The organism is Brevibacillus centrosporus, assembly GCF_046622605.1.
GTDB lineage: Bacteria > Bacillota > Bacilli > Brevibacillales > Brevibacillaceae > Brevibacillus > Brevibacillus centrosporus.
Genome location: NZ_CP176856.1, coordinates 3191463 through 3211727, shown reverse-complemented (window position 1 = coordinate 3211727; position 20265 = coordinate 3191463). Strand labels below are relative to the sequence as shown.

Below are 20265 nucleotides of genomic sequence, written 5' to 3'. Positions count from 1 at the left end.
ATGAGGGGGAATGAAGATGGACAAAGCAGTAGTCGATCGCCCCGAGGTATCTGTCGTTTACGTAGCTAGCGACGATACCAGAACGCTTCGGCGAATGCTCACGAATGTGAAAGAGCTAGCCACTTCACTAGAAGTCATCGTGGTTAGCCCTAAGTGCGTGGATACATCCTATCTGGGAGACGAGTCCTCCTGGATTGACAAAATCGTTTCTCCATCCATCTATAGCTATGACGAAGGCAGGGCATTGGGTGCTCGCCATGCTCGAGGTGAAACGGTTCTCTTTTTGGATGAAAGAGTCGATTTCTCCCTTCCGCTTTGGCAACAGTATGTGGATGCGGTAAGGAATGGTGCGGATGTCGCCGTTACGGTGCGTACCCAAACGTCGACCTCTGCCAAAAAGAAAAAGCCGCTGCCAACACGCTATGCCTATCGATTGCTCAATCATTTGCTTGGACACACAGAGCTCGGTACCGGGACGCTGTCCAGAATTCCGTTTGCCTGTAGTCGAAAGGCACTGAAGGCACTAGGGCATGAATGCTTGCGCACACCACCTATTGCTTATGTTAAAGCGGCATGGCAAAAGCTTGTTGTCGTAGGAGTTCATCCGGATTCAGCCATCAAGTGGACGGATGATATACGAATCTCGATGGTCAAAAGTACCCGTCAACTCTTGCGGGAGCATGCACACGCGATTCAGCTTTTGGTAAACCTGATCGGACCACGCGGCGGCATGCCGGATGGCGATCGGTATCGGGACCTGTTGCACATCCCGGGAGAGCTTCACTTGCGGTCAGTCTTTTACCCGCAGCCACGAGAGGATAAGGGGGGAGTGTGGGGTGGGAAACGAAAAAAGAAACAAACGGGCAGCCATAAAAAAAGATAAGAACCGGAAGCATTTGAGTGTCATCATCTCTGTTGAGCAGGATGAAATCACGATCAAAGCGCTGCTGCAGCAAGTCGAAAAACTACATCCAAAGGAAATTATCATGATCCTCCAGGGGAGCAACGAAGAGTCAATCGAAATTTTATTGAATTCCCAATTTCCTTCACATACGACTATCATTTATCCGTTCTCGCTCGGGGATGAGCTGTGGCGCTCGATCGGTGCAAAAGAAGCCACTGGCGATGTGTGGCTCTTCCTGGACGGAAGTGAAATGATCCTCGCAGAAGAGTTGTCCCCCTTTGTGCGTGCCTGTTATGGGGGAGCGGACATCGCCTTGCGTAAATCGACTGCGGGTTCGGTCACGGGTACAGTCAGCTTGGCGTGCGCGTTTTTCAATCATTTGCTGGAGCAGCAACAACTTGGGATGTCTTCCATGATGATGCTTCCTTTTGCCATAAAGAAGAAAGCTGCATCACTGGTTGGGATCGACCAGCTCGTTGTTCCACCTCTAGCTCAAGCGATTGCGATACGAAAGGGGTTGCGCGTCGAGACGGTTCCTTTGAAATGGTATTTCGGCCATGGCGGCCTAAATGTTACTCCGAGCAGGAGTAGACAGAAAGAGATGACCTGTTTAGGGGATCATCTGGAGGCGGTACTTTACTGGAGTGAACAGATTCGAAGTGAACAAGGAAAAGTCATCTAGACGAATAAATCATGGATGCTTGGGGCGATCAATCAAAAGCAGCTGCTGTCACAGACTCAAAAAGAGAGTCATTTCACGCAGCTGCTTTGCTGTGTTTGCTGTTTGGTTGATCGGCTTATTTTCAAGCGAGATAAGTTTCGTTTTGCAATGTTCGTGTTTTATAGTACCATATCATGGTAGGAAATTATTGAAGGTAAAGGAGAAAAATGCGATGAGTGTACATATCGAAGCAAAACCAGGTGCGATTGCCGAAACCATTTTACTGCCAGGAGATCCGCTGCGTGCGAAATATATAGCAGAGACATTTTTGGAAGGAGCAGAGTGCTACAACAATGTTCGCGGCATGCTAGGCTTCACAGGAACGTATAAAGGCAAGCGCGTTTCCGTTCAAGGTACAGGGATGGGTGTTCCTTCGATTTCCATTTACGTGAACGAGCTGATGCAATCCTACGATGTGCAAAATCTGATTCGGGTAGGAACCTGCGGAGCGATTCAGGAGGATATCAAAGTGCGTGACGTGATCATCGCGATGAGCGCATCCTCTGACTCACAGACCAACCGGCTGTTGTTTAACCAGATTGATTTCGCTCCAACGGCTAGCTTTGAATTGCTGCACAAAGCTTATCAAGCAGCAACGGAACGGAATTTGTCGGTGAAGGTGGGGAATATCTTTACGAGCGACAGCTTTTATCGGGAGAGCATGGACTTGTACAAGAAGCTGGCTTCCTATCAAGTTCTGGCAGTTGAGATGGAGTCCTCGGCTCTCTACACACTGGCTGCGAAGTATAAGCGTAATGCCTTGTCCATCTTGACCGTGAGCGATCATATCCTTACGGGTGAAGAAACCTCCTCCGAAGAGCGCCAAACCACGTTCAATGAGATGATTGAAGTAGCATTGGATTCAGTTCTATTGAAGTAGAAGCGTAAGGACCAGCTAATATTTGCAAACACGAAGCAGTGGCTTTTGTATTTGCGGGTATTAGCTTTTTTTACGGAATCAGCAAGGATAGACGGAGACGGCCTGGGCCATCGAAGACAAGCAGGGAATTCACCTGTGAAAGCATAAGTTAAAGAGACCACTATCGAAGAACTGGAGGGGGAGAGATGCACATGGAGCCGAAATACATGCTCTCTTTGGACCAAGGTACGACCAGCTCTCGTGCGATCTTGTTCGATAAATCAGGTGCGATGATCGGGGTCGCGCAAAAGGAGTTCTCGCAGCTTTATCCAAAGCCGGGCTGGGTCGAGCATCGCGCCGAAGAAATTTGGGAATCGCAGCTGGATGTGCTGAAGGCTGTCTTACTTGAAAATCATGTCAAGCCGGAGCAAATCGCCGGGATCGGCATTACGAATCAACGTGAAACGACGATCGTCTGGGACAAAGAGACAGGAAAACCTGTGTACAACGCCATTGTTTGGCAGAGCCGGCAGACGATCGACATCTGCACGCAGCTGAAGGAAAAAGGCTTTGATCAAATGGTGCGAGAGAAGACGGGGCTCTTGATCGATGCCTACTTCTCCGGTACCAAGGTCGCGTGGATCCTGGACCAAGTGCCAGGTGTTCGCGAGCGTGCCGAAAGAGGGGAGCTTTTGTTTGGAACCGTTGATTCATGGCTTATATGGAAGCTGACCAGTGGTAACGTGCATGTAACAGACTATTCCAATGCCTCGCGGACCCTACTGTTTAACATCCACACTCTCCAATGGGATGACGAGCTGTTGGAGATGCTGCAGGTGCCTGCCCAGATGCTGCCGGACGTTCGTCCGTCCAGTGAGCTTTACGGCTATACAGACGAAAAAATTTTTCAATATCCGATACCGATCGCGGGGATCGCGGGGGATCAGCAGGCTGCTCTTTTTGGTCAGGCATGTTTCTCGGAAGGCTCCGCAAAAAATACGTATGGCACCGGCTGCTTTATGCTAATGAATACAGGCGAAAAAGCAGTTGCCTCTCAAAATGGTCTTTTGACGACGATCGCCTGGGGAGTAGACGGAAAGGTTGAATATGCGCTGGAAGGAAGCATCTTCGTAGCTGGCGCGGCGATTCAATGGCTCAGGGATGGACTCAAGCTGATTGAAAAGGCCGCAGATTCGGAAAAGCTTGCCATGGAAATTGACAGTACAGATGGAGTGTATATGGTGCCGGCGTTTGTTGGGCTAGGAGCACCATATTGGGACATGGAGGCAAGAGGGGCTATCTTTGGTCTTACACGAGGCACGACAGACAAGCATTTGATACGCGCTGCCTTAGAGTCGCTTGCTTACCAGACGCGAGATGTTCTGGAAGCGATGGAGGCAGATTCAGGCAACAAGCTGCAGAAGCTTGCCGTTGACGGGGGAGCCGTAGCGAATCATTTTCTCATGCAATTTCAATCCGATCTGCTGGGGGCGGTGGTAGAGCGTCCCCGGGTAAACGAAACGACGGCTTTAGGTGCTGCTTATCTGGCGGGGCTCGCGGTTCACTATTGGAGCAGCAAAGAGGATATTGTCTCGAACAAGGTAATCGAGCGGTCATTTGAGCCTCAGATGGCAGAGGATCAGCGGCAAAGCCTTTACGCAGGGTGGAAGCAAGCCGTATCTGCAACCATGGGCTACAAGATTCGCAGGTGATTTTTACAGATGTTCGGAATAGAGTAAAAGTAAGTGAATGATACGGTGGAGATATAGGAGACAGCCGGTATCGAAAGGGCAAAGGCAGAGGCGTTGCTACTTTTGGATATAGGCTGTTTTTGTTTTTGGAAGGAAAGGATGGGAAGGGATATGCGTAACGAACCGGCGATGTCAGCTCTCCAGCGCGTCTCGTATCTGGAGCAGCTGGCGAGACGCCCAGTCGATCTGCTCGTTATCGGAGGTGGGGTAACAGGAGCAGGGATCGCGCTGGACGCAGCAGCACGGGGTCTAACAGTCGGACTTGTGGAAAAGCAGGACTTCGCTTCCGGCACCAGCAGCCGCTCGACCAAGCTGGTGCATGGGGGGCTTCGCTATTTGAAGCAAGGGGGATATCCAACTGGTCAGGGAGGTAGGAAGAGAGCTCACGATCTTGCATCGGAATGCCCCGCATATCGTGATACTGGAAAAGATGATCCTGCCGATCGTAGAAAAAGGTACGTACGGAAAGCTGGCCACATCCGTCGGACTATATGTGTATGATCTTTTGGCAGGAGTGAAACGGAACGAGCGGCGCAAAATGCTCTCCAAACAGGAAACCCTTTTGGCAGAACCATTATTGCGAAGGATCAAGTGAAGGGCAAGTCTTATACGCTCACGGCTAAAAAAATCGTCAATGCAGCGGGGCCATGGGTTGACAGTCTTTGTGAGAAAGATCAGTCGCTGTCCGGAAAGCGTCTGCATCTTACCAAAGGTGTTCATCTGGTCGTTCCTTATGATCGTTTGCCTCTGCGACAAGCCGTGTACTTCGACGTAGCAGACAAGCGCATGATATTTGCCATTCCTCGAAATCGATCCACGTATATCGGTACAACCGATACGAAATATCAAAGGGATGGCGCGGAGATTTAACTGGACTGCTCGGGAGAAAGAAAGGGAAGTGAAGCTGTTTGAAGCGGAGTATACGCAGGTGAAGACGTTTTATTAGCAGGGTGGCAAAAACGTAGTATGGGGTAGGATTGAAAGCACGCTTGTGGTGCGGAGGATCTGGCAATTTAGGAAGGAGCAAGCCGCTGACTGGACTAGGCTATATGCCTAGTCTTTTTTGTGAGCGCCTGAATTCTTAGCGAACAAAGCGGAGATGTTAATCGGGTATGCGAAGACCCATTCCGAGGAGGCTATTTATGAAAAGGTATGCTGCACATGAGTTTCTGGAAACACAAGAGGCTTTGCGCTCCAAACACGCAGAAATTGAGCAGCACGGGTTATTTGCCGAGATGGCCCAAGATCCCCAGCTGAAAAACATGATTATATCCCATCAGCAATTGATCATGAATGGCTATCAGCAAGGACTCAACCTGCTCATGGGAAAAGGGGTAAATGTTGGGGTTATGCCCCAGTTGCCGCAGATGAGAACGACAGAGCAAACCATGGTAGGACTCCAGCAGCCTCAAATGCCCCCACCCAACCCACAACCAACGCGCTTATCCGACATGACGATTTCAACACTCATGCTGAATTGTCATAAGGCGGGTTCGGCTGTGGGAATGCTTCGGGCAGGCGAGTGCGTAGATCCGCAAATCAGGCAGTATCACGTAAATGGAGCCAATCTTTGCCAGCAATTAGCCTATGAAACCTGGCAGTACATGAATGCAAAAGGATACTATCAAGCTCCACAGCTCGCGGATCATACGATGAATACCATGATCAATGCCTATCAGCAACAGCCGCCTCAACCTCAGCAGCCGCTGCTGTTCTAAACGTACAATCAATAGGAAGAGGAAAAGCCAACCGAAAATGGTTGGCTTTTTGTTTGCAAGGTGTGTGAGCTGCGTCCAAGAACTAAGCTCTTTCGCGTTCGTCCTCTGTATCAAACCGTTTCAAGAAGAAGTGATAAAGCAGCTCTACTACGCCGAGGAGCACCGCTGTAAACAAGAGCTCACCCCAGTTTAAGGACCAGTGCATAACGGCTGAGGCTGCCCAAAGGTAAACGACTGCCAGAATAGCATCGGAGACGGTCGCAACGAGATTATTGGATGCACGCAGGATAAGTCTGTCTCCAACGAGATAAGCAATGACGGAAAATAACAGGGTCGCGACAATTGCAGAGAAAACGTTTGCTTCTGTGTACCACAAAAGTAGAGGGACGAGAATAATGCCATTCATGACGACTTTCACCAGAAAACGGATCAAGGCAGCTTCTCCTTTCAAAGTAGCATTCAGGATTAGTATGAAGAAAAAGATTCACATTCATTCGAACGGATGAAAAGGGGACGGACAGCCTTTCTCGGACCGCCCTCCAAATATTTCCGCTGCCAAGCTGACTGGATCCAGTTCAGAGCAGCAATTTTCGGGGGAAAGCCACACACTAACATTGAGAAAGCAGAAACCAAAAAGAAGAAGTAACTTCTAATAAGGCCAAGCCTTCCTCGCTAGGGAAGGCTGTTTGCTTGCTGAATACATTGAAAGAGCATGCCCTACACATCCATGATGATCGGCAGGATCATGGGCCGACGCTTCGTTTTGGAGTATAGGTATTGACCGATGGATTCTTTTAGACCTTGCTTGAGACGATTCCATTGACTGACATTTTCTGCTTGAAGCTGATGAAGAGCAGCCAGTCCGACACGGCTTGCTTCCTCCATCAGCCCTTCCGCTTCCGGAGCAAATACGAAACCGCGGGAAATGAGCTCCGGACCCGAGATGATCTTTCCGTCTGCCTTGTTGCGTGTGACAACAACGACGAGGATGCCATCTTCCGAAAGGTGCTTGCGATCTCGCAGGATGACTGTTCCCACATCCCCGATACCGAATCCGTCTACTAGAGTGCTTCCTGCAGGTATTTTGCGTTCTTGCTTAGGGGCACCCTCTGAAAAATCCACGACATCGCCTATGTTGATGATAAACACATCTTCCCTGTCCATTCCCATCGATTCGGCAAGCAGGCGATGCTGATGAAGCATGCGGTACTCGCCATGGATGGGAATGAAGTAGGTCGGCTTCATGAGCGTCAGCATCAGCTTGAGCTCTTCTTGGCTGCCGTGACCGGAAACATGCATGCCCGTTGCGGAACCAGAGCCATAGATCACATTTGCCCCTAAGATAAATAGATTATCGACAATGCGCGAAACACTTTTTTCGTTTCCAGGTATGGGGGACGCAGAGAGAATCACCGTGTCCCCTGACTCTACCTTGACATTCCGGTAATTTCCTGTAGATAAGCGGGCCAGAGCGGCGTTGGGTTCTCCCTGGCTGCCTGTGCATAAGATGGCGATCTGCTTGCGATTGAGCTGATCTGCTTCCTCGGGCTCGATGATCATACCTTCAGGCACATGCAGGTAACCCTGCTCAGAAGCGATTCGCACCACGTTAACCATGCTTCTGCCAAGCAGCATGAGCTTGCGGTTTGTCAAAAGTGCCGCATCAATCACTTGCTGCAGGCGATAGACATTGGAGGCAAAGGTAGAAACGAAAATTTTGTGCTTCGCTTTGATAAAAGCTTCACGCAAATGATCGCCCACATGCTTTTCCGATGGAGTAAAGCCAGGGCGTTCAGCGTTCGTACTCTCGGACAACAATACAAGAACGCCTTTACTCCCGATTTCAGCCATTCGGTGAATGTCGGGTGTTTGATTATTGACGGGGGTCAAATCAAATTTGAAATCTCCGGTATGCACGACGGTTCCTTTCGGCGTTTCAAAAACAATACCTAGACAATCGGGAATGCTGTGGTTGGTCTGAAAGAAACGGATGGTGAACGCACCCAGCTCTATGACGGATTTGGAATCGATCGTTGTGCGAGTGGTCGCTTGCAGTAAGCCGTGTTCCTTCAGCTTTTCTTCGATTAAGCCAAGCGTTAATCTGGTTCCGAAGATCGGCATGTTGAACTGTCTCAGCAAATAGGGGATACCGCCAATGAGCTTCGTCCATCTTATAGGATGAACAGGAAAAGAATTTCATGAACTGGTAAATAAAGGTGAATCAATGAAGATAAAAAAGAGGTCAACCATAATCGGTTGACCCCTTAATCGGATAAAAGTAAAGCTCGTAAAATCAGTTCTCTTTTGTAAGGAATACGTTATTCGTCTTTGCCTTGCGTTCAGCGATATAGGAAGCGACGCCCAAAAGTAGAGCCAGTCCTACCAGAATGGCGCCAACCCACGGGAGTGATGTGATAGCCAGATGCGTAATCACCCATCCGCCGATGAAAGCTCCAGCTGCATTTCCTAGATTACCGGCCGAATGGCTGGAGGTAGAGGCGAGAGCTGGTGCCGACTGTGCCAGGTTCATCACACGCACTTGCAGCCCTGGAAAAACAGCAAACGAAGCAGCTCCCCACAGAAAAATCGTAATCACCGCAGCGATCTGATTATACATCGTAAACGTAAACAGAGTCAGGATGATACAGATCGAAAAGTAAAGCCCCAGGACGGAAGGCATCAGCTTCCAATCGGCAAGCTTGCCGCCTACGATATTGCCGATAGTCACTCCACAGCCAAACAGTACGAGGATCCAAGTGACGGAATGCTCGGCAAAGCCGGTGACTTGCGTTAGCAGCGGCGTAATATAAGTGAAGACCGTGAAAAGTGCGGCATTGCCCAGTGCACCAAACAGGAGGTACAGAAGCAGCTTCGGTTGGACAAGCGCTTTGATTTGTCCAGTAATGCTCTCCGTATTTTGCTGCCGCATTTTTGGAACGAAAACCATGATTCCGACCCATGCAATGATTCCCATAATGGCAATCGTACCAAAGGAAGAGCGCCAGCCCATATGCTGACCAATAAAGGTTCCCAAAGGGACTCCAATGATATTGGCAATCGTCAAGCCTGCCATCATGATAGAGACGGCACTGGCACGTTTGTCCGGTGGAACTAGGCTGGAGGCAACCACTGCTCCCACTCCAAAAAATGTCCCATGAGTCAACGCCGTCAACATGCGAGCGGCCATCAAAACGGCGTAATTCGGAGCGATGACCGAAATTCCATTTCCGAAAATAAAAAGAAGCATCAGGAAGCACAGGAGCTTCTTTTGAGGAATGCGATGAGTGAGGATGGTCATGATCGGCGCCCCGACAGCGACCCCAAGAGCGTACATGGTAATGAGCTGCCCTGCTGACGAGATGCTGACCCCTAAGTCATCGGCCACATTGGGGAGCAGACCCATGATGACAAATTCAGTCATTCCAATTGCAAATGAACCGAGCGTAAGCGAAAGCAAAGAGATCGAAAACGATTTTTTGTTTGCTTGTTCTTTGATCGAAAGCTGTGATATTTCCATGAAGTAAATACAACCTTTCTGCTGTTTTACATCCGGTTAGAATGGCAGTACCTTTCATGTGCGCCGGACAAGAATGCTTGTTCCCTATTATTAAGTTTCACCCGCGTAAAAATCAAGGTTTTCTTCTCCTTGAAACCGTCTGGAAGTGTAAGGGGTACGGCCTAAAAAGAGCAAAGGGGAAATTCCATCTCTTCTAAAAAATCTAATAATTCCCATTTATCCTAAACCTCTATCTTTTCTTATGACTCTCCGATATACTTACAAAAATATCCTTTATCGGCAAGGAGGAATTATCCGAATGGTTTGGCTCCACAATCTGATAGCCCGTTATGACAGAGCAATCTGGATTCGGGTCATCGGAACGATTTTGACGACGTTTGCCGGCTTTATGCTCAGACCTTTCCTGGCTTTTTACCTGTATGACAGAATGGACGGCAATCTACTGTTAGCAGCAATGGTCACGAGCCTGCAGCCTTTAACGAGCATCATTTCTGGCTATTTTGCCGGCAGTCTCTCGGACAAGTACGGACGAAAGCCGTTGATGATAGCTGCACTCCTGATCGAGTCCGTCTCCATGGCAGGCTATATGTGGGCAGAGTCCCTTTTCGCCTTTGCCGCACTCACGATTCTGAACGGAGTCGGGGCCTCCCTGTTTTGGCCAGCTGCTAGCGCACAGGTGACAGATATCGTCCCAGAGGAGAAGAGGAGTGAGGTCTTCGCGCTGCTGCATACGGCCTTGAATTTGGGGGCTGCTGCAGGACCACTGATTGGTGTGGCACTGTACAAGATCAATCCGGGTATCGCTTTTGGCATATGCTCACTCGCTTTGTTCATCTACTGTCTGCTTATTGCCTGGCAGGTGCCGGAGACATTGCCGAAGGAAGCACGCGCTCGGGCAAAATCCAGCAAAGAAGAAAGCAATACCAGCCCTCGCTTTGTATGGTCTGAGCACAAAACGCTGTTTTGGATGGCACTCGCAGCTGTACCTGTATCGCTCCTGTATTCACAGGTCGAAATCATTCTCCCACAGCATCTGCGTACCAAATACGACGATTTTCTCACGATTTTCGCGACACTTTTGACGATCAATGGAATCCTGGTTGTCTGCTGTCAAATCGCGATCGCCAAATTCGCAGAACGATTTCCAGCCCACCGCGTCATTTTGACAGCGTACCTGTTCCTTGCCTGTGTCGGCTTCGGTTATGGGTGGGCACCAGGCATGATCGTGCTCATTCTTGCAGAGACGATGTTTACCATTGGCGAGATGCTGTACGGACCACAAATCCAAAAAGCGATCTCTGTCATGGCTCCCGATGAATTCCGTGGACGCTACTTCGCCGTGTTTGGTGCAAACTGGGGTATCACGGGAACCATCGGACCAACCGTAGGTGCCCTGGCATTTCGCAATTTCGGAGGAGCTTACTGGTTTTCCACGCTCAGCGTATTGCTCTTGATCGGGGGAATGTTTCAGTACCGTTTCGTCAAAAAAGCAATACGACACACGAAATCGACTCCTGCTTCTGCGGAGGAGCCGGCGATTACGGGTTCGTAATGATATTACAGATGAGCTAGACCCCCATGCTGCGCAGGTGCACGTGGGGGTTTCCTGTTTTTTTAAGATGGAAAAAGGTTAACAGCATTCCTAAGCAAGAGGAGGCGGGGCACGATGTATCTCGCCAGTAGGTAGGGTTTCAACCGATAGGTTTTGCACCCCAAATCTGATTTTGATGGAAAGAACCACGGACATAGGAGTCCCGAATAGGCAAGTGATTCACATTTTCCTCATTTTATTCCACCTGATCCGATAAGATCGATGTTCACCTTGATATTCCATTCGAGTCGTGGATAAATGGCTTTCCATTTTTCCCAGTCTTCATCCCCATGATAATGTGTGGCCCGATAACGCAAAACGAAACCAATCGGATCAACTCCGAGCGACTGGAGTTTTTCCAGAACATGACGATAGCGTTTGGCCGCTTCGGTTTCCGCTACTTCTTTATACCGGTCCCATTGCGAATTGTAGAAAGTCTGCTTGGATTCCTCGGTGATCCCTCTAATTCGCACATCCATCATAAGCTTAGGAGAGGAGGGGTTTCGTTCATCAAACTGATACGAATAACCAAAATAGGTCACATTCAAAGCGAATTGAACATTTTCTTTCTTGGTTTCGATATCGAAGTTTCGGATTTTCTTGGATAATTCATTAAATATCCGGGTTTCCTCTGGATTTAAGATCGCTTTGATTTTCTCCTTGTCAAAGACTGCCACCCGATCAATTAAATAGGTTTCCTTCAATGGACGGATGACGGGTAAATACGGATCCAATCCTTTTTCGCTCAAGCGTCGATGGGAATCAAACAAAAATTCAGTAACGATAAAAGAAGATTCCGTTCCCTCCTGATCGAAGCTCATGAGCATGCTGTCAGCAGGGAGCCGTTCGGACTTGGGACGCACATTCAATACTTGCTCTGCAGTGGGGTCACCGATCGCCATGAACGCAATTCCTTGGATCTCTGATCTCCGCAAAAACCAATCAATGGTTTCCCTATTCAGCCGTTCCTCTCCGATCTTTGTTCCAAATACGATCATTTTGTTCTGGGAAAAATCTAGTTCTTTATCTACCTTTGATTTTAAATGTCGTACCGCTTCTGTAATGGTGGGTGCATCGTCACTGATAAGATGAAACGTGTTTGATTGGCCTGGGCGGATTTGCGAGGTGGGAATCGCGAGTTTTAGGGAGACGCGATAAGGCTTGTCTTTGATGTCGGATTTATCGACGCCAACCGCCATAACTAAATAGCGCTTATCAATGTCTTTGAAGCCGCAGCCCGTTAGCAAATACGATATTGCTAGCCAGATCAAGACATGTTTCACAGAGCCTTCCTCCTGTTGCTCAAAAAATACACCGTAAGGACAACGAAAATATCAATAGGGGAACGAATCATCATCCAATTCGTGGACACCGAAAAAAGATCGTCTTCCCCGAGCATATTTCCAACGATAACGGTTCCGATTGCAAAAACTGTACAGCTGATCACATGCGGAAGCACGGAGTTGACCTCTGACGTATTGGGCTGATTTTTGGTAAGGCAGCCGCTCAGCATCTCGGATCCGACATGCCAGGTGATCAAGGCAAATAGATAGGAAATCCCTAAATAAATGAGTAGAAAGATATAGACGACACGCTCGATAAAGGCATACTTCATCCGAACTGCATCTGCGGTAGAAACCCATGGGCGGAGATCGCTTGGCGGATACCTTGCAAACGCAAGTGATCGCGAGAATTCCTTTCGCACAGCCTGAAGAGAGCGTGCATTCATCCGTCTATGACGAAGACTCAATCTTAGGCGAAATCTATTCGAGTTTGGCCGAAGAGATCGATTATCGTCTAATGGGATCATCAGAAAGGTAGCCTACCCATGAATATCAAAAAAATGATAAGTGAAATCGAGCCGAAAGAATTGGATACGGAAATGATGATTGCCATCCTGCGTAATCAATCCGTGGAACTATACAACAGAAAGGACGTTACCCAGTACGTCGCCGTATTGAATGACATGCTGCAGCTGGCAATCAACCTAAAGCAGGATCTCGTTTTAAAGCATTTCGGCGCTGCACCTGTTGTCGCTTCTGATGAAACGATGCAGCTGCAAGAAATGTTCAAATGTCTTGCTTTACGAAGCCGCAATTCAAACTGGTTTTTGGATTTGTTCGGTCTATTTTTGGGATTGGCAGTCGTACTTCGCTTTCGTTCCGATGAAATCGAAAGCACTTTTTTTCAGGTAAAGCACTGAGCAAGGACTACCTGTGAAAGTGTAATCATCGCAGCCACGAAGTCCTACAGAAGGTTTTAGATTTTTTTCTATACTTGGTTTTTGTTTCCTTGATCGTAAAATATTTTAAAGAGAATTACCATTTCCCACTACGATGTTTTATTTACCTGGGGATCACAGGGACACTTCGGTTTATTATCGTGTCCCACGAAAATCCAATCGCGAATTTCGTATTTTCTCTCGTGATTCTTGTCCTTATGATTAGCTATCTCATGCTTACCTTCGAACGGAGCCAATGAACAAAGGAAATAGCCAAAACCAATTAGAAGACGCAAGGATGACCAAGGCAGATGCCTTGGTTTTTTCGCGTCCGATCCATCAAACGCATGATGAAAAAGCAAAGTATAGCTCTTTCCCGTGTGGGGAAAATTACCCATGCTTAGTAAAGCCATACATTTTTCGCATGCAATCTCGATACATATCATCCTGCTCTTAGTTCTTTGGAGGGAAATAAAATGGACGAGCGAAACTACTCGATTCAAATCGACGACCAAACGTTCACTGCTCTACCAGGACAAAGCATTTTGGATGCTGCAGAGTCCAACGATTTTTTTATTGCGCACATCTGTAAGCACCCCAATCTGCATCCGATCCAGACATGTGATACCTGTATGGTGGAAGTGAACGGTCAGTTAGTTCGTTCCTGCGTAACTCCGTGTGAACCGGGGATGAAAGTGACGACAAACTCTGACATCGTGAAAGAGGCGCAGCTGGAGGCAATGTCACGCATTTTGGTAAACCATGAACTGTATTGCACGGTTTGTGACAATAACAATGGAAACTGCGTGGTCCATAACACAGCGGAGCATTTGCAAATTGAGCATCAGAAATACGATTTTCGCCCGAAGCCTTATCCAGCCGATTTTTCCCATCCGTTCTACCGTTATGAACCAGATCAATGCATTCTGTGTGGTAGATGCGTGGAGTCCTGCCAGGATCTTCAGGTCAGCGAAGTGATACATATTGACTGGAGCCGCGAAATTCCGCGAGTGGTCTGGGACGATGATGTGCCTATCGATCAATCCTCCTGTGTATCCTGTGGTCACTGCGTCACAGTATGTCCATGCAATGCGTTGATGGAAAAATCGATGCTTGGCGAAGCAGGATATATGACAGGGATTCCGGCAGATGTGCTGGAGCCGATGATCAATATTACCAAAGTTGTGGAGCCTGGCTACCAGGAGATTTTTGCCGTATCTGAAGTAGAGGCAAGCATGCGAAAAACACGGATTAAGAAAACCAAAACCGTTTGTACCTTTTGCGGCGTAGGATGCAGCTTTGAGGTGTGGACCAAAGGACGCAAAATCTTGAAAATCGAACCTCAAGCAGAAGCTCCGGTAAATGGCATCTCTACTTGTGTAAAAGGGAAATTTGGGTGGGATTTCGTCAACAGTGAAGAGCGCTTGACCAAGCCACTCATTCGTCAAGGTCATAAGTTCGTTGAAGCAACATGGGATGAAGCGCTTACCTTTATCAGCAATCGACTTTCAGAGATAAAGGGAGAATACGGGCCGGATTCAATCGGTTTCATCGCTTCCTCCAAATGCACCAACGAGGAAAATTACCTGTACCAGAAATTCGTTCGTTCCATTATCGGGACAAACAACGTAGACAACTGCTCGAGGTATTGTCAGTCGCCTGCCTCCATGGCCTTGATGCGGACGGTAGGATATTCCGGTGACTCAGGAACCATACAGGATATTGCGAATGCTGGATTGGTGCTTGTGGTCGGGGCGAATCCGGCCGAATCTCACCCCGTGCTGACTACCCGAATCAAAAGAGCGAATAAGCTTTTCGGCCAAAAATTGGCAGTCGTCGATTTACGGAAAAACGAATTGGCCCAGCGAGCGGATATCCATCTCCACCCAAAACCTGGCTCTGATTTGGTCTGGCTCTCCGCCATTACGAAGTACATCATCGATCAAGGCTGGGCAGCAGATGAGTTTATTCAAGCCAGAGTGAATGGGTATGACGAGTACGTCAAATCGTTGCAGAAGTTTACCTTGGAATATGCGGAAGAAGTCACCGGCTTAACCAAGGAAGAAATGATGAATCTGGCCACCATGATTCATGAAGCCGACGGAACTTGCATTCTGTGGGCGATGGGAGTCACCCAGCATGTCGGCGGGACGGATACAAGTATCGCCATCTGTAATTTGCTGTTGGTTACTGGAAACTTCGGACGCCCGAATGCAGGTGCATATCCACTACGCGGACATAACAACGTTCAAGGAGCGTGCGACTTCGGTACGATGCCCGCATGGCTCCCTGGTTATCAGCCTATCCAGGACGAGAGTGTACGTGCTCGTTTTGAGAAGGCGTGGGGTGTGACCTTGCCTAAAGATCCGGGGTACAACAACCATCAGATGATCGAGGGCGTGTTTAAGGGGAAGCTGAAAGCACTGTATCTGTTTGGAGAGGATATGGCGGTCATTGACTCAAATATCAACCACGTTGATTCCGCTTTTGAAAAACTGGAGCTTTTCGTAGTCCAGGATATCTTTTTCTCCAAAACGGCTCACTTTGCCGATGTAGTATTGCCAGCGTCTCCTAGCCTCGAGAAAGACGGAACCTTTGTAAACACAGAAAGAAGGATTCAACGGCTGTATCAAGTGTTTGAGCCGCTGGGCGAATCCAAACCGGACTGGCAAATCTTCCAAGACCTCGCCAACAAGATGGGAGCTAATTGGAACTATTCGCATCCAAGCGAAATTATGGCAGAAGCAGCGAGTCTGTCTCCGTTGTTTGCTGGTGTCAGCTATGAGCGACTCGAAGGCTGGAACAGTCTCATTTGGCCTGTGAAGCCTAACGGAGAAGATACGCCTTTGCTGGATACAGAACGCTTCTACTTCCCGGATGGAAAAGCAAGATTGATTGCAGTCGACTGGACACCACCGATGTTCCAGCTGACCAAGGAGTTTGATCTGCATCTGAACAACGGTCGTTTGCTGGAGCATTTCCATGAAGGCAATATGACTTATAAGTCGAAGGGGATCACACACAAGGTTCCGAATCCGTGGCTCGAGGTTTCTCCAGCACTGGCCGAAGAGCGAGGAATCAAGGATGGGGCTCTGGTTCGTCTTACTTCACCTTATGGGCAAGTGGAGGTACGCGTCTTAGTAACCGATCGGGTGAAAGGAAACGAGCTGTATCTGCCGATGAATACGTCAGAAGACAACCAATCAGTGAACCGTCTGACCAGCAGCTACCACGACAGATTGACCCATACGCCAAACTACAAAGAAATGGGAGTGAGCATGGAGATTCTGGAGCGAGAAGGAGAACCGCCACTTCCTCGCGTGAATTACCGTTTCGGAAATAAGCAACCGCAATTGGGTGTACGAGTAGAAGACAAGTGGAACCGAGACGACTGGATTTCCATCCCGGATTTATTTGAAACAGGAGGACAAGCCGATGGCCAAAGCGATTTCAAACATTGAACGTCATATTCCAAGTCCCGAGGAAGTCAGGGATCAGGCCATTTCGCAGGTCCTTGATGCGGTCAGTGAAAACCACCAAGCCTTGCTTACCCTTCTCGACATTGTAAAAGAATTGCAGGAGATTGGGGTGCTGGATATTGTTCAAGGGGTATTAAAAAACCGGCGAGATATTGGCGTGATCGCTGTGACGCAATTGAACAAGCCGGGAATGCATCACATTATGAAAAACGGGATGACCGCGCTGCAGTTCTTGGCTAAACTGCAGCCTGACAAAATCCAGGGTCTCTTGGATGCTGTTGATCATGGATTAGAGAGGCTAACCGATACCCAAAACAATAAACCGATAGGCTTGTTCGGGATGGGGAAAGCCATGATGGAGCCGGACGTCACTCTCGCACTGGGTTCCATGATCAATTTCCTGCGTGGAATGGGCGAGGGAATGAAGAATGCGGACAAGCCGGTTCATTAACCCTTACAACAAGGAGACGGTACGACATGCATACAGACCGAATCCCCGTGCAGGGGATGAATGATGAGCAGGATGCGGAGAAAGTGAACAGAGCCTTACACGATGTATGGGGCATCTTGAAAGCGGAGGTGAGCCTGTCGAAAGGAGAAGCGCTCATCTCCTATGACGAGAATGCAGCGCAGCTGGTCGATTTTCAACAGGCCATCCGGGAATCAGGGTACGACGTGGCTAATTATGACGGCCCCTTTCACGGGGACAAGCAATAAGTAAGAGATCGGGAGGTTAATAGGAATGTCCAGAGTATGTGAAATATGCGGTCGGTTGGAAGAAGATGCTTCTCAGGCAAATCAGGAAGAGACCGCCTCCTCGGAGATGAGCATGAGTATCCTTCATGTATGTGAAGAATGCATTAAGGATCGGCAGTACCACCTTTCTTAAATGAGGTGGTGCTGTGAAAGCAACCAGGCAGACAATACCGTTCGGTGCAAGACTTATGCTTCCAAGGAGGAAAACGGATGGATCTCGCGTTGCAAAGCAGAACTCTGTTCGGGGTTACATTAGGATTTCACATCATCTATGCCACAATTGGAGTAGGAATGCCTTTACTGCTCTTGATTGCTGAGGTAATGGGGATATGGAAAAAAGATCCCCATTACAGGCTTCTGGCAAAAAGATTGGCAAAGGGGTATTCGATAACCGTCGCTGTGGGAGTCGTGACGGGAACCATCATCGGACTTCAATTGTCCCTTCTTTTCCCAGGGTTCATGAAAATTGCGGGACAAGTGATTTCCCTTCCGTTATTCATGGAAACATTTGCCTTTTTCTTTGAAGCGATATTCTTAGGGATCTACCTATATACATGGAGCCGATTTCAAAATCCGCTCTTTCATATACTCGTATTGATCCCAGTTGCGATAGGCTCCGGTCTATCTGCATTCTTTATTACAACCGTAAATGCGTTCATGAATACGCCGCAGGGCTTTACGATCACGGACGGCGCCATTACAAACATTGAACCTTTGAAAGCCATGTTTAACCCAGCGACACCCTCCAAAGTGGCTCATGTTCTCACTTCTGCCTATATGACAACCGCCTTCGTGATCGCGGCTATTACCGCCTGGTTTATCCTCCGAGGCCACCGAAATGAGTATTACAAAAAGGCATTGCGAATGACGATGACGGTAGGACTAATTTTTGCGCTGGCAACTGCAGTGGTTGGAGACCTTTCAGGTAAATTTCTAGCTGCCTACCAGCCAGAAAAATTGGCGGCTGCAGAGTGGCACTTCGAGACGAAAACACACGCTGACCTTCTCGTAGGGGGGGCTCTGGACAGGAATACAAACGAAGTAAACTATGCAATCAAATTGCCGAACATGCTGTCTTTTTTGGCAACCGACAGCTTCAGCGGAAAAGTAATCGGGCTAAACGATATTCCAAAGGAGAATTGGCCACCCTTAATCATCCATTACTGGTTTGACATGATGGTAGGAATTGGCTCCTTCATGATTGTACTATCCGGTGCATTTGTCGCCATTCGTTTTTGGAAGCAAAAGTTTGAATGGAATTCGTGGTTGCTTCGATTGATCGTGATCGGAGGACCTTTGTCCATGCTAGCCATCGAGTTTGGATGGATCTTTGCGGAATTGGGTCGACAGCCTTGGATATTACGCGGATACATGCGGGTGGGAGAGGCTGCTACCACTTCGCCAAACGTCGGCTCCATGCTGCTTTTGTTTAGTGTGGTTTACGCCCTGTTAGGTATATTGACTGTCTATGTGCTGATTCGCATGGCACGCAGAAATCCGGTAGAGCCCTTACTGGATGCGAGGAGTGAGCAAACTTGACGACGGAAGTGCTTGGGATATCGATACTCTGGTTGTTTCTATACGGATATATCATCGTTGCTTCCATTGATTTCGGAGCAGGTTTTTTCTCCTACTACGGAAGAATTACAGGGAAGGGGGAAATTATCAATAAGGTAATTTCCCGCTATTTATCACCTGTATGGGAAGTTACCAATGTATTTTTGGTCTTCTTTTTCGTAGGCATTGTGGGCTTCTTTCCGGAGACGGGCTATTTTTATGGTACAGCTCTGCTCGTTCCGGCAAGCATTGCGCTTGTTTTATTATCCATTCGCGGCTCGTTTTCGCTTTTAGCAAATACGGACATCCGAATAGCTATGTGTTCCATTTTCTCTACGCGGCAACAGGCATTTTGATCCCGGCTTCTTTTTCCACCGTCTTAACCATTTCGGAAGGCGGATTTATCGCAGTTGAAAATGGCACACCTATTTTTATGGCAAGCAAACTATTCTACAGTCCGTATTCATGGGCAGTCGTCTTCCTCGCATTAGTAAGTGTGCTTTTTATCAGTGCAAGCTTCCTCACTTACTACGCACACCGGGCGGAGGACCCTCAAGCAGAAAGTGTTTTGCGGCAATGGGCACTTCTGTACAGCCTGCCAACTATTTTTGCGTCCATCCTCGTATTCATGGCACTTTGGAAGCACAATCCGGAGCATTTCACTTCCATCATGGGAAATAGCATTTGGTTCATTCTCTCGTTTGCTTTCTTTTTAAATGCTTTACGGCTGCTCATCATGAAAAGATCGCACGGATGGATGTTTATTTCTGTGATGCTGCAGTTTTTCACTGCCTTCTGGGGATATGGAAAGTCTCATTTGCCGTACTTACTTTACCCTTACGTCTCTTTCCATTCCAGTGTGACAAATCCGACCATGGCTAAATTTTTGGTCGTGGCCTTTATAGGCGGAATGGTACTTCTCGTTCCATCGCTGTTTCTCTTGATGCGGTTGTTCATTTTTAACGCGAAGTATGTGAAAGGAAAGCTGAGCTAAGCCGGATTTTCACACTTCTTTCAATAATATAGTTGGATTTCAATATCGATTGGAGCTATAATATAGCCATAGTTAAACAATGATCATCGATGATTGGTAATGGTGAATTGCTCAATCATCCTGATCCCGCTCAAAAAAGAAGTTGGGACGGATAACGAGCATCATTAGGATGCTTAGGAATTAGCCCATCATAAAAC

At 48.1% G+C, this 20265-nt stretch carries 17 protein-coding genes and 3 pseudogenes; 15 read left to right on the top strand and 5 right to left on the bottom strand.

Going from position 1 to position 20265, the window contains the following annotated elements; all coding sequences use genetic code 11:
- The first annotated feature begins 16 nt into the window (after positions 1-16).
- The 7 genes from ACLIN2_RS16195 to ACLIN2_RS16165 all read left to right on the top strand — a co-directional run bounded on the left by ACLIN2_RS16195 (position 17) and on the right by ACLIN2_RS16165 (position 5953).
- On the top strand, positions 17-883 hold the full coding sequence (locus ACLIN2_RS16195; RefSeq protein WP_411501561.1) for a glycosyltransferase family 2 protein: 867 nt from the start codon (positions 17-19) through the stop codon (positions 881-883).
- Complete coding sequence (locus tag ACLIN2_RS16190; protein WP_411501560.1) at positions 837-1586, top strand: glycosyltransferase; 750 nt, start codon at positions 837-839, stop codon at positions 1584-1586. Before ACLIN2_RS16195 ends, ACLIN2_RS16190 begins: the two co-directional genes overlap by 47 nt.
- Before the next feature lie 211 nt (positions 1587-1797).
- Positions 1798-2505, top strand: coding sequence for a purine-nucleoside phosphorylase (deoD, locus tag ACLIN2_RS16185; RefSeq protein ID WP_092276519.1), 708 nt, complete (start codon positions 1798-1800; stop codon positions 2503-2505).
- Positions 2506-2696: 191 nt separating this feature from the next.
- Entirely contained in the window at positions 2697-4196 is a 1500-nt protein-coding gene (glpK, locus tag ACLIN2_RS16180; protein ID WP_411501559.1) for a glycerol kinase GlpK, read from the top strand.
- A gap of 150 nt (positions 4197-4346) precedes the next feature.
- Complete coding sequence (locus tag ACLIN2_RS16175; protein WP_411501558.1) at positions 4347-4736, top strand: FAD-dependent oxidoreductase; 390 nt, start codon at positions 4347-4349, stop codon at positions 4734-4736.
- Positions 4737-4826: 90 nt separating this feature from the next.
- Complete coding sequence (locus ACLIN2_RS16170) at positions 4827-5105, top strand: FAD-dependent oxidoreductase (protein WP_411501557.1); 279 nt, start codon at positions 4827-4829, stop codon at positions 5103-5105.
- 272 nt (positions 5106-5377) lie between these two features.
- A complete protein-coding gene (locus ACLIN2_RS16165) occupies positions 5378-5953 on the top strand; it encodes a spore coat protein (protein WP_411501556.1) in 576 nt (191 codons plus the stop codon).
- Between the two features lie 82 nt (positions 5954-6035).
- On the opposite strand, the gene ACLIN2_RS16160 is transcribed toward ACLIN2_RS16165, so the two are convergent.
- The 3 genes and pseudogenes from ACLIN2_RS16160 to ACLIN2_RS16150 form a co-directional block, all read right to left on the bottom strand.
- A complete protein-coding gene (locus tag ACLIN2_RS16160) occupies positions 6036-6386 on the bottom strand; it encodes a DUF2512 family protein (RefSeq protein ID WP_411501555.1) in 351 nt (116 codons plus the stop codon).
- Positions 6387-6670: 284 nt separating this feature from the next.
- Positions 6671-8110 (bottom strand): annotated as a pseudogene (locus ACLIN2_RS16155) (ribonuclease J); the annotation flags it as partial.
- 136 nt (positions 8111-8246) lie between these two features.
- The gene (locus ACLIN2_RS16150) at positions 8247-9470 is read right to left on the bottom strand and encodes an MFS transporter (protein WP_411501554.1); all 1224 of its coding nucleotides are present in this window, start codon (positions 9468-9470) and stop codon (positions 8247-8249) included.
- A gap of 298 nt (positions 9471-9768) precedes the next feature.
- Between ACLIN2_RS16150 and ACLIN2_RS16145 the strand changes: the two genes are divergently transcribed.
- The gene (locus tag ACLIN2_RS16145) at positions 9769-11022 is read left to right on the top strand and encodes an MDR family MFS transporter (RefSeq protein ID WP_411501553.1); all 1254 of its coding nucleotides are present in this window, start codon (positions 9769-9771) and stop codon (positions 11020-11022) included.
- A 230-nt stretch (positions 11023-11252) separates the two neighbouring features.
- On the opposite strand, the gene ACLIN2_RS16140 is transcribed toward ACLIN2_RS16145, so the two are convergent.
- Together ACLIN2_RS16140 and ACLIN2_RS16135 are read right to left on the bottom strand one after the other, a co-directional pair.
- Positions 11253-12344: a Ger(x)C family spore germination protein gene (locus tag ACLIN2_RS16140; protein WP_411501552.1), complete on the bottom strand. Its 1092-nt coding sequence runs from the start codon at positions 12342-12344 to the stop codon at positions 11253-11255.
- Entirely contained in the window at positions 12341-12676 is a 336-nt protein-coding gene (locus ACLIN2_RS16135) for a hypothetical protein (RefSeq protein ID WP_411501551.1), read from the bottom strand. Before ACLIN2_RS16135 ends, ACLIN2_RS16140 begins: the two co-directional genes overlap by 4 nt.
- 213 nt (positions 12677-12889) lie before the next feature.
- Between ACLIN2_RS16135 and ACLIN2_RS16130 the strand changes: the two genes are divergently transcribed.
- From ACLIN2_RS16130 to ACLIN2_RS16100, 7 genes and pseudogenes are all read left to right on the top strand, one after another.
- Positions 12890-13264, top strand: a complete 375-nt coding sequence (locus ACLIN2_RS16130) for a hypothetical protein (RefSeq protein WP_411501550.1) — start codon at positions 12890-12892, stop codon at positions 13262-13264.
- Between the two features lie 38 nt (positions 13265-13302).
- Positions 13303-13542, top strand: a pseudogene (locus ACLIN2_RS16125) (phosphate-starvation-inducible protein PsiE); the annotation flags it as partial.
- A gap of 216 nt (positions 13543-13758) precedes the next feature.
- A complete protein-coding gene (gene fdhF / locus ACLIN2_RS16120; RefSeq protein ID WP_411501549.1) occupies positions 13759-16743 on the top strand; it encodes a formate dehydrogenase subunit alpha in 2985 nt (994 codons plus the stop codon).
- Entirely contained in the window at positions 16718-17212 is a 495-nt protein-coding gene (locus ACLIN2_RS16115; protein WP_411501548.1) for a DUF1641 domain-containing protein, read from the top strand. Before fdhF ends, ACLIN2_RS16115 begins: the two co-directional genes overlap by 26 nt.
- Positions 17213-17238: 26 nt before the next feature.
- Positions 17239-17478: a heavy-metal-associated domain-containing protein gene (locus tag ACLIN2_RS16110; RefSeq protein WP_400586297.1), complete on the top strand. Its 240-nt coding sequence runs from the start codon at positions 17239-17241 to the stop codon at positions 17476-17478.
- A 249-nt stretch (positions 17479-17727) separates the two neighbouring features.
- Positions 17728-19056, top strand: a complete 1329-nt coding sequence (locus ACLIN2_RS16105; protein WP_411501547.1) for a cytochrome ubiquinol oxidase subunit I — start codon at positions 17728-17730, stop codon at positions 19054-19056.
- Positions 19053-20068: pseudogene (locus ACLIN2_RS16100) on the top strand (cytochrome d ubiquinol oxidase subunit II). Before ACLIN2_RS16105 ends, ACLIN2_RS16100 begins: the two are co-directional and overlap by 4 nt.
- Positions 20069-20265 lie beyond the last annotated feature (197 nt).